The sequence below is a fragment of the Shewanella sp. SM32 genome, from assembly GCF_025654235.1.
Taxonomy (GTDB): domain Bacteria; phylum Pseudomonadota; class Gammaproteobacteria; order Enterobacterales; family Shewanellaceae; genus Shewanella; species Shewanella oncorhynchi.
The window spans coordinates 19,785-29,154 of the sequence record NZ_JAKKRO010000065.1 but is presented as its reverse complement, the minus strand read 5'-3'; the positions used below and the strand labels follow the sequence as shown (position 1 = coordinate 29,154).

Annotated in this window: 8 protein-coding genes; 4 read left to right on the top strand and 4 right to left on the bottom strand. The window is 41.2% G+C overall.

Annotated features, from left to right (window positions below; genetic code table 11):
• On the bottom strand, window positions 1–173 hold a 173-nt coding region (locus L5M10_RS19780), incomplete at its 3' end, for a transposase (protein WP_263148818.1).
• Between the two features lie 224 nt (window positions 174–397).
• On the opposite strand from L5M10_RS19780, the gene L5M10_RS19775 reads away from it, so the two are divergent.
• The 4 genes from L5M10_RS19775 (at window position 398) to L5M10_RS19760 (ending at window position 4,871) form a co-directional block, all read left to right on the top strand.
• Window positions 398–1,543, top strand: a complete 1,146-nt coding sequence (locus tag L5M10_RS19775; RefSeq protein WP_263255777.1) for a Mu transposase C-terminal domain-containing protein — start codon at window positions 398–400, stop codon at window positions 1,541–1,543.
• A 2-nt stretch (window positions 1,544–1,545) separates the two neighbouring features.
• Window positions 1,546–2,964, top strand: a complete 1,419-nt coding sequence (locus L5M10_RS19770; RefSeq protein ID WP_263255776.1) for an ATP-binding protein — start codon at window positions 1,546–1,548, stop codon at window positions 2,962–2,964.
• A gap of 100 nt (window positions 2,965–3,064) precedes the next feature.
• Window positions 3,065–4,627 (top strand): TnsD family Tn7-like transposition protein, encoded by a 1,563-nt coding sequence (locus L5M10_RS19765; RefSeq protein ID WP_263255775.1) that lies wholly within the window; start codon window positions 3,065–3,067, stop codon window positions 4,625–4,627.
• Window positions 4,628–4,736: 109 nt separating this feature from the next.
• The gene (locus L5M10_RS19760) at window positions 4,737–4,871 is read left to right on the top strand and encodes a type I restriction-modification system subunit M N-terminal domain-containing protein (RefSeq protein WP_317630152.1); all 135 of its coding nucleotides are present in this window, start codon (window positions 4,737–4,739) and stop codon (window positions 4,869–4,871) included.
• Between the two features lie 123 nt (window positions 4,872–4,994).
• Here L5M10_RS19760 and L5M10_RS19755 read toward each other — a convergent pair whose 3' ends face one another.
• The 3 genes from L5M10_RS19755 to L5M10_RS19745 are packed head-to-tail and all read right to left on the bottom strand — an operon-like array spanning window position 4,995 to window position 9,350.
• Window positions 4,995–6,494: a helix-hairpin-helix domain-containing protein gene (locus L5M10_RS19755; protein ID WP_263255774.1), complete on the bottom strand. Its 1,500-nt coding sequence runs from the start codon at window positions 6,492–6,494 to the stop codon at window positions 4,995–4,997.
• A gap of 25 nt (window positions 6,495–6,519) precedes the next feature.
• Complete coding sequence (locus tag L5M10_RS19750) at window positions 6,520–8,307, bottom strand: PP2C family serine/threonine-protein phosphatase (protein WP_080612480.1); 1,788 nt, start codon at window positions 8,305–8,307, stop codon at window positions 6,520–6,522.
• 2 nt (window positions 8,308–8,309) lie between these two features.
• A complete protein-coding gene (locus L5M10_RS19745; RefSeq protein WP_069453655.1) occupies window positions 8,310–9,350 on the bottom strand; it encodes a TerY-C metal binding domain-containing protein in 1,041 nt (346 codons plus the stop codon).
• Window positions 9,351–9,370 lie beyond the last annotated feature (20 nt).

Sequence of the window (9,370 nt, the reverse complement as noted above, 5' to 3'; positions counted from 1 at the left end):
GGTGTGCCACCCTGGCGTTCTAGTTTTAACTGTCTCACCCATTTATCCATAGTGGACTTACCAACGTTCATCGCCTTTGCAGCTTCGATGATGCTATGGTTTTTATCGAGGACTAATTGGGCTGCTTCAAGTTTGAATTCAGCACTAAATGTTTTTCTGGTTGTCGATCTCATGTGTTCACCTAAAGTCATCTACGAGGTAATAATATCACCTCTATTTAGGTGGCCAAAATTAGTGTGCCACTACACTAGGTAGCATTACAGATCGAAGTTATCTTCCAGGTACTCATTTTGAAATTGATGCCACAGTCGCCGATGTGCATATTGTGTCCGAGCTTGGGTCCCAGTATGTCTTGGGACGACCTACGATTTACATTGTTGCAGACAGAGCGAGCCGAATGATAGTTGGTATGCACGTATCGCTTTATCATGCATCATGGCGTGCTGCTCGTCAGGCATTAACGAATAGCTTCTTACCCAAATCTAATTATTGTAAAAGTTTTGGTATTGATATTGAAAACTCTGAATGGCCCTGTGCTCACGTTCCTAAAGAGTTGGTTTGTGACAACGGTGAAATGATTGGGATTCAACCTAGAAAAGCGTTGACGCCAATGACGCAATTATCATTTACTCCACCATATAGACCGGATTGTAAGGGCGTGGTAGAAAAACGATTTGATATTATTAATAAAGAAGTACTTCATGAGTTACTGGGTACAACTAGAGGCGGCTTGGTTGTACGAGGAAGTCGAGATCCTAGAAAAGACGCAATCTTTACGCTTAAGGAAGTTACGGCTGAAATAATAAAGGCGGTACTAGAACATAATCGTTCGATTCTTGATGATTTAGCTTTTTCTAGCCCCTTACTCATTGAAAACGACTTATCACCAACTCCGTTGAACTACTGGAAAATACATATCACAAATCATAGGCATGAACTTCAATCAGCTAATGCTGATGAAGTGATAGCCAGGTTGCTACCTTCAGCAGAAGTAAGCATGACTCGAAGCGGGATATATTTTAATGGGATGTATTACTCGTGTTCAGAAGTGGAAGAGCGTAACTTTGCATCTGTCGCTAGGACATCAGGACGTTGGAGGCTAGAGGCGAGAATTGATGAGAATACAACGAATTACATCTATGTTCGCTTAGATAAAAACAGAGAGTTCATTAGGTGTAACTTGTTACCTCGTAGTCGAATGTTGGCTGATAAGTCTATGTATGAGTCAGACTTCATTCAAGACTGGCTAGATACAAAAAAAGAGCTAACTCCAATATCAACGGCCTCAATTGACGCTCATAAGCATCGGCAGGAAGTGACCAAGCAAGCTAAACGCCGAAGCAAAAATGATGAGAAAGCCTCTTATAGGGATAAAACTAGTAATATTCGTCAGCGTCGACAAGAAGAGCTAGAAGCAACCACAAACATAATTATCCCAGAGCCTGAGGCTTCAATTACTAATAAGGTGCCAGATCCTGTATCTACGGATAATAAGGTTATTCCGTTGCCAAAAGGTCGGAAAAGAAGATCTAACGGAGGATAGTCATGAGAGTTGAACCTGCTGTATACCAAGATGCAATTTTGCCTGAACATCAAGGTAATCCACTTATAGAAGCCCTTCGCCCTAAGCTTCCTTGGGAAGCGGTGATGGAAGAACTCAGTAATTACCCAGATTATGCTGAAGATATAGCTGATCATCGAGACCCTTTAGTTCGTGATGAGTATCTAAATCGTATAGAAGAGATCAGACAGCCATTAACAGATTATCAAGCATGTTTTCGGGCTATAGAAAGAGCTATCAAAAAAGGATATTCCGCAAAAAATCCACTAACCCCTACTACCGCACAATACTTGCATTATTTAGTGGATGAAAGACCAGAAATAGAGCCTAGAACAGGCTTCTTTCAACCCAAAGGAGAGGGCTTAACGCTAATTGGGGAAAGCGGTGTAGGCAAAACCTCTATGCTTGAGCAAGTGCTTAGTTACTTTCCTAACGTAATTGAGCATGGTTCATACAAAGAGCATCCTTTAGCTCTTCGAAAGCAAGTTGTTTGGATAAAGGTCGATTGCCCAAGTAATTCAAGCGTAAGAGATTTGTGTGAAGAAATTTTAGCAGCGTTAGATCTTTCATTGGATAGAGAAAAGACTAAACCAGCAGGAACGATTGGTGCACTTGTTCGCCAATTAGAGCAATGCATTAAATCTAGCTTTCTAGGAATGTTAGTTATAGACGAGATGCAAAACTTACATTTCAAACGAACAGGTGGTGAGAATAATCTACTTAGGTTTTTGCATCGGTTAGTGAACAAATTAGGCGTCCCTCTTTTCTTTGTTGCTAACCCTCCATTTGATCAGACCTTAGTGAGCGAGCTAAAAGCTGCTAGACGAGCTGAAAGTGGGTATCACCATACAATGTCAGTTCTTGCGAAGGATAGTGATTCGTGGAAAGCATTTATAGCCCAGCTTTGGAACTACCAGTGGACTAATGTATACACAGAATTGACAGATGAGCTTAATGACTCCCTCCACCTACTCTCTGTCGGTAATATTGACATGGCGAGTCGTACTTATCGAGAGGCACAACGCTTATTGATAGGCAGTGTTGATGAGAGAATAACAGTATCAACGCTTGAGGCGGGTTATGCAATTGCATGTGCACTATCACTGCAAACCAATGATGTTAAAGAGTTAAAAGGTTCTATTGCGTTACCAACGGGAAAACAGCGTCGCAGCACAAAAGTTGATCCACAAAAAGTGCTCACTGTAGATAAAACTGGCGATATCACAAAACCGCAGCATCCAGAGTTTTCCTCTAAACTAATTAAGTTACTGGGTGCAGTTGATTTACTCGATAGAATAAAAGATCCTGATATATTTCAACAGGCCGCAGGGCTAGAAGATCCCATTAGTTTTTTGAGGCAAAAAAAACGAATGCTTGATGATCCGTTAAATGACCTGTATTAGCCGCCCTTCGAAAAGATTACCTCAATCTTAAATACTGCAATTCACAATTTCGTCTAAAATTTAGTCATTGAACAACTGATATTATATTTAGGGGGGGAAAATGATATTTCCCCTAGCTTTTCCTGATGAAATCTTATTTAGCCGTATTGTCCGACATTTCACTCTAACCGGCATGACAATTGAGAATTATCTCTCGACTGTATTCGATAATCACAAGGTCACTATTCACCCTTATTTGACTGCTGGACTTTCTCAACTTAGTGAGTTTAGTCTGGAGTCGCCAGTTGAATTGATGAATGAGCAGACGCTTGCGCCCTTGTTTATTCATTTCTTGCCATCTTATCAATCAACTATTTCCAAAGGGCTAGTGTCTAGTAATGCAGCCTATGCCATCAGGGCTTGTCAGTTAACAAGTGTCAAAGAAAAAGAGTCTTTATCTATTAAGTTTTGTCCCCAATGTGCAATAGAAAATATCCAAGAGTTTGGTACATCGTATTGGCATCGTTCTCATCAAATCCCTGGTGTCGAGTCCTGCTATAAGCATCAAGTATGGCTAGTTCATCTTCCCCTCGTTGAAAGATCAAAGCTGAGCCATGGTTTCTTACCTCAAGTAGATATAAGCCCAAAACAAAGTAGTTCACTTAGCTATGAGTTAGCAAAATATGCTGCCAGTTACCTTAACGGTGTAAGCAAAAATAATCAGATCTTCAATGTGAAAGACATAATCGCCAAGCTCGATAAACTAGGTTTTGTCACTCAAGATGGGCATTTTCGTAGAAAGAGACTAGTCGAAGATTTCTATCAATTTACTCAAAACCTAGCTTACCCGTCACAACATCTGTTGCCCGAGTCACCAACAGACTTTAGGTATGTTTCGTATTTGCTTTCGGGTAAGGTTTCTCAACATCCATTTAAGTACCTCTTGTTGGAATTCTGGCTATCTAAGCATTTGCCTTGTGAAGAACATAATGATCCTGTGCCGAATGATTCCGCTCCAGCAGATCAACTAGAAAGCAAGTGCATTGCATTACTGCATCAAGGTGAATCGATGGCAAGTGTGGCGCGGCTCATAGGTAAAAGTCGTTGTTATGTTAAAGCTCTCGCATTAAGGCTTAATATCCCCGTTAACCTTAAACCTAAACAGATAACCGATGTTATGAAATCCAAGATTATGTTTCTCGCCAAAAAAGGCTTTCATCGAAATGCAATTACTAAACGAGTGGGTATATCTGTTGGAAGTGTAGAACAGCAAATTTCTACATCGCCTGAGTTAGTTCAATGGCGTAAACAATGTCGGCATGAGTCTAAAAGGAGAAGATACAAGCTTCAAATTACCAGATTTATCCAGCGGAAACCGAAGGCGATAAGGCAACAGATTAAGCTCTCATGTAATGCCGCTTTTTTTTGGCTGTATGCATATGAAAAACCATGGCTAGAGTCGAATCTTCCTTCTGCTCAAAAACCGGTTGCTAAGCCTAGGGTCGACTGGCAACAACGTGACGCGATGTTGATCAGTAAGGTGATATCTATCATGCAACAACACAACAACCAATTATCACGAACTCAATTAGATAAAAAACTAGGCGGCCATGATTGGTTAACAAAAAAGAAACATAAGCTACCATTAACATTGAAGACTTATTACAAGTTAATCGGTATGTGATGATTTTTCTTTTTTATCAGATGCTTATTTGATAAGCGGTGTGTTTTGTTCGTGAGTTATTGATAGAATTGATCCTAATATTTTATCGGGTAACTCATCAAGATGGTAGATTTCAAAAAATGGAGCAGCTGGGAAGCTGCTCTGGAGCGCGGCGGACAGTTTACGTGCTAATACCGGTTTAACCGCTCAGGAATATTCTAGTCCAATTTTGGGGCTTAGCTTTTTACAATACGTCAGTTGGTGAAGAAATGGCTTATTGCATATTCCATGAATCATATTTGTGATATAAGGCTAAATTTTAGAGCAATACTAATCTCTCAAGTTATTATGAAGTAATTTACCGCTAAAGCTTTGAAATTAAAGTTATTTAATTATTTAGCAACTGAACGACTACCAGTCTACCACCATCTTCCTGTGATAAAACAAATTGAGCGTTATCTCTCAGTTCTATCTTTTCTCCCACAGCTACATGACGTTTGTCTGGCAGAGATATTAACCCTTGAATACCTTCGTTTACTAACCACCATTGTTCATTATGATAAACAAAGTAACCTACCCGTTTTTTTTGTTCTGCACTTGTTCGTTCATTTGGTGCGATAAGACGATTGACATGCCATGCATAAATTGACTGCCCGCTCCAGACCATCAGACGGTGATCATCTGGTCGATAACTGCCGACTTTACGCGATGAATATAGGTTAAGAATAGGTAATTTCCCTTTGTATGGAGCTCCACAGTAAGGGCAGATTGGTTTTGTTTTACCTGAGAAAACGTACCATTTTTGTTGACAGTTCTTGTTTTGGCAAGGTTGTATCAAATCCATCGTTTTGACTAAAGCAGTTTCCCACTCATCGGCTGTTGGGCGTTTGGTCGCGTCATGTAACCCATCTATAAAAGCTCTATCGAATAAAGGTGTTATATAGGGACCCATGATGGAGTAGGGGATTTTTTTCGGGTCTGCCCAAGGTAGAGAAAACGATGATAGTTGATTTATCTTTACGGCGTTGCTGTTATCACCAGGATGTTCAATGAACAATGCCTTTTCTCCCATTGCCAAGGTTTCATCCCGCATTTCGTCCGTCATATCATGAATTTTTCCACCCCGTAAAGGGTGTCGAAAAAATAGGTACATGTAAATCAAAACAGATAGAGCATGGCGGTCCGTAGTGATGCTGGGGAGTACTCTATTTGGGTCTTCCTTCGGTAGATGGCTGGTTTTTACCACTTCAGGAGCAATAAAGTCTGGCGTACCAACCACATCTGGAGGGTACTTTCCAGGAACAACTAGTCCGTCTACATCGATAATGCAGGCATGGCCCAGTTCTGGGTCCACCAAAACGTTTTTATAGCTTAGGTCACTATGACAGAGACCTGCTGCATGGATCCTTCGAACCGCTCTGGCCAAACGAATACAAACCTGAAGAAAAGTTAGCGTATTACCACGTTCACGTGGATCGAGGAACTTATTCTGATTACTTGCACTAGCAAACCATTTACCTTCTTTCTCGCGACCTTTTATACCAAGGAAATCATCATTCTTTGACCCGTATTTAAAGAAAAAATGACTCTGATATGTCGGTACGACAATCCCTATTTTTTCTTCATGCTCAATAATGTGAGTTGGCCAGCAAAAAAGACCTTCCCAGTAATCCCCCCCTGGCTGGTCAAAGATATTCTGTCTGTAGCGACCAGTAATCATATCTATCCGTTCTCTAGCCTGAACACTTTGTGGCTTATGATAGAAAGCAACAACATAGGATTTGTCAGGCGAAAAATAAACATCTTTCATTGCACCTGAACCAATTACTTCATCAACAAACTGAACTGTTTGGCCGTCCTTAGTTGTACATGTAACAATATTTGCCATATTTATCACCAGTGAAGCATGTCTATTACCACAATACCGCTATTGTGCGGTCATCATGGTTCCCTGCGGAGAAAAAGTTCAGCCATTCACCTAATTTTTCAGGTGCGATATTGACATCAACAAGGATGGGGGATAGTTCATTTACGAGGCGAGTCCATTTTTCATCACTACGAAGACCGTTATCGGTTTCAAAATACGGGTCAGAAACACCGTCAGTCATCAGAATCAATTGTGCTACATCATTCCATTTACCCACACTTATGCGCCCTGTGAATGAAGAGTCATCAATTATACGCTGGTCGAGAAACCGAGTCTGACCCGCATATTCCCCGCTATCTGGGTTCCCAAGAATCCTAACTTTACCTGATGGGCTATAGGCCGCTATGGCTCCATCGCCTAGCCAGAATGCTGCAGCGAATAGTTCAGAGCCAACCTTAAGCGAAATTGTGGCCAACAAGGTTGTGGAATAGGATTTCACCGGTTCTTCTGCACGAATGGCTTCATTTTGTATACTATTGACCGCGAGCGTAGCTGCTTGCTTGAAATGATGTAGCATAGCATTTATAACTACCTGTTTATCAATAACTTCCCAAGCCATTACGTGCTCTTTTAGAGTGATCCCTTTCTGCCCATTAAGTTGCTCATAAAGATATTCCCCAGCAGTTAAAACTGCGATACGAGAGCCTTCACGAGAGTTTACAGCACTTCCTGCTCCATCTGCGACGAGCATGATGGCCCATTCCGTCTGATTGCAGAAATTGATGTAAAAGTCATCATCTCTGAAACTGCCTGCGTGTTCGTGTGATCTACCCCTGCGGCTTGAAGCTGCTATCCGCAAATCCTTACTTTGTAATCCAGCCGATTTCAGATGTTCTTTACGATATTTTGCGTCTGATGGTGGCTCAAGCACTTTCCATAAACTTCGTGGATCTGGGTTTACAATAAGAAGTGCCTTATCTTCGTATTTTTCATCTAAATCGCATGACCACAGTACAGAAATTTGGAAATCCCCACTTTCAGTAGGTATGCCGATGACCAAATGTTGTTCACTATCATAAGAGAGACCTATATCCCGAGGAAAAAGCACATCAATAATTTTTGCTTGCTTACCATTGTCGAGTGAAATACCAACCGAAGAAGAAAAGTGTTCACGAGCTCGTGCGTTAGGAATTTCAATTTTTGCCTGAGGAGCAGCTAAATGTTTCATTTGATTTTTGGACAGTTGCTGAGCAGGCGGTACCATTCCCGGGACGAGTGAAGCCGATGAGAGTTTTGCGCCTTCACTCTTATTCAGGTTACTGTACTCTTCAAGTTGGATGCGTTCCCACTTCTCAGGATGAGGTCCATTACTTGCTTTTTGAGAATTATTTGTATATTCAAAATTTATGCAGTTAGTCGAAGCGGGGACTGATGATGAAGTTTCATCAGTTTTACTCTCAACAACTACGTGGTCAGGTTGAATTCCAGATTTAGGTGTTGATTGAGGATTATGACTTTCTGATAGAAACTCTGTTTGCTTAACAACATTATTTTCATGATTGTCTTTAATCGCTGTATCATGATGAAGCGGAGCTTGAGCAACACCTTGCTGTAAAATATCATCGTTTTGCCCACTCTGGGCAGGTTGATTTAACCTTAGGATTTCATCGCACTTAATTTCAAATTCCTTAATTAACTCAATTAACTTCTTATAATGCTCACGTAACTCTTTATCCTGCTTAATAAGTTCCTTAAGGTTTGCCCCAGCTCTGTGGTTAAGGTTATCTCCTATTAAGGTATGAATCTGTTTTTCCAAAGAAGGTAAATTCTGCATAATTAGCCTTTCCCTCGGCTTACGTCAAAATTAGAAATCCCGCCATCACTGCTGAACGATATACCTTTCTCGCACCATGGACAAATCAAATCATCTGGACCATCAATGCATAGTAATTTACCACAAGAGCACACCGCAAACGCACTGGCATTGCCACAATGAGGGCATCCGGGTACGCCATGTAGCTCACTAGTATTTACTTGAAGTCCTGTAACTGATGAGTCAGACCATACGAAGTAGTCCTCATCAATTGGATAACAACCTGCAATATTAAAACTGTTCAAGTTCAGGCTGAAATCTAATCCTGTAACTCTTGTTGATGGGAGCTCATATTTCATTAGATAAGGACGACGCGTTTTACTGCAACGGCCGGTAAGCGTAACGCAGTTTTCATCGTAAGCTCTTACTAGCTCGTCTTTCGCAAGCCGGACTATGTATTCAGTTTGGTTGAGTTCAGGCTGTTTTTCTTCACCTACGCTGCGGCTGTGCGCCGTGATAGAGGCAGTTATCCACTTGATAAATTTAGTAAAATCACCTTCCTTTGATTCAGTGAATAACATGACGTTTTCTGTCAGTTGCCTAAGGATATTAAGATCTGCTGATGGACCCAAGCCAACGGCAATAAGATTCACTTTGCTGGCGTAATGATCTTTCCAGCGTTTCAGTTCTGTGGTTGGATTGTCCGTTGGGCGGCCGTCAGTAAGGAGATAAACGACAGGTTTCCAGTCTCCCTTTGTCTCATTGGTGGTTTTCTTGACTTGAGTATCAATTTGTATGGCCAACTCACGCAATGCTGCTCCGAGATTCGTACCGCCTCCAACGGGTAGACGTGGGGGGTAGAATGTAGCTATCTCATGAAGAGGTACAATAGTGCGTGCAATACCAGCAAATGCGATTATCGAAACCCAAGCAGTTTCAAGCGCATGTGGATCTTTTCTTAAATCACCAATAATCATTTGCAGACCATCAGTCATTTTTTTCAGGTTTTCACCGATCATGGACTCTGAACAGTCCAGAACAAAAAACACGGGAAGGCGTCTCATAGAAATCCTCTTCAAGCTAT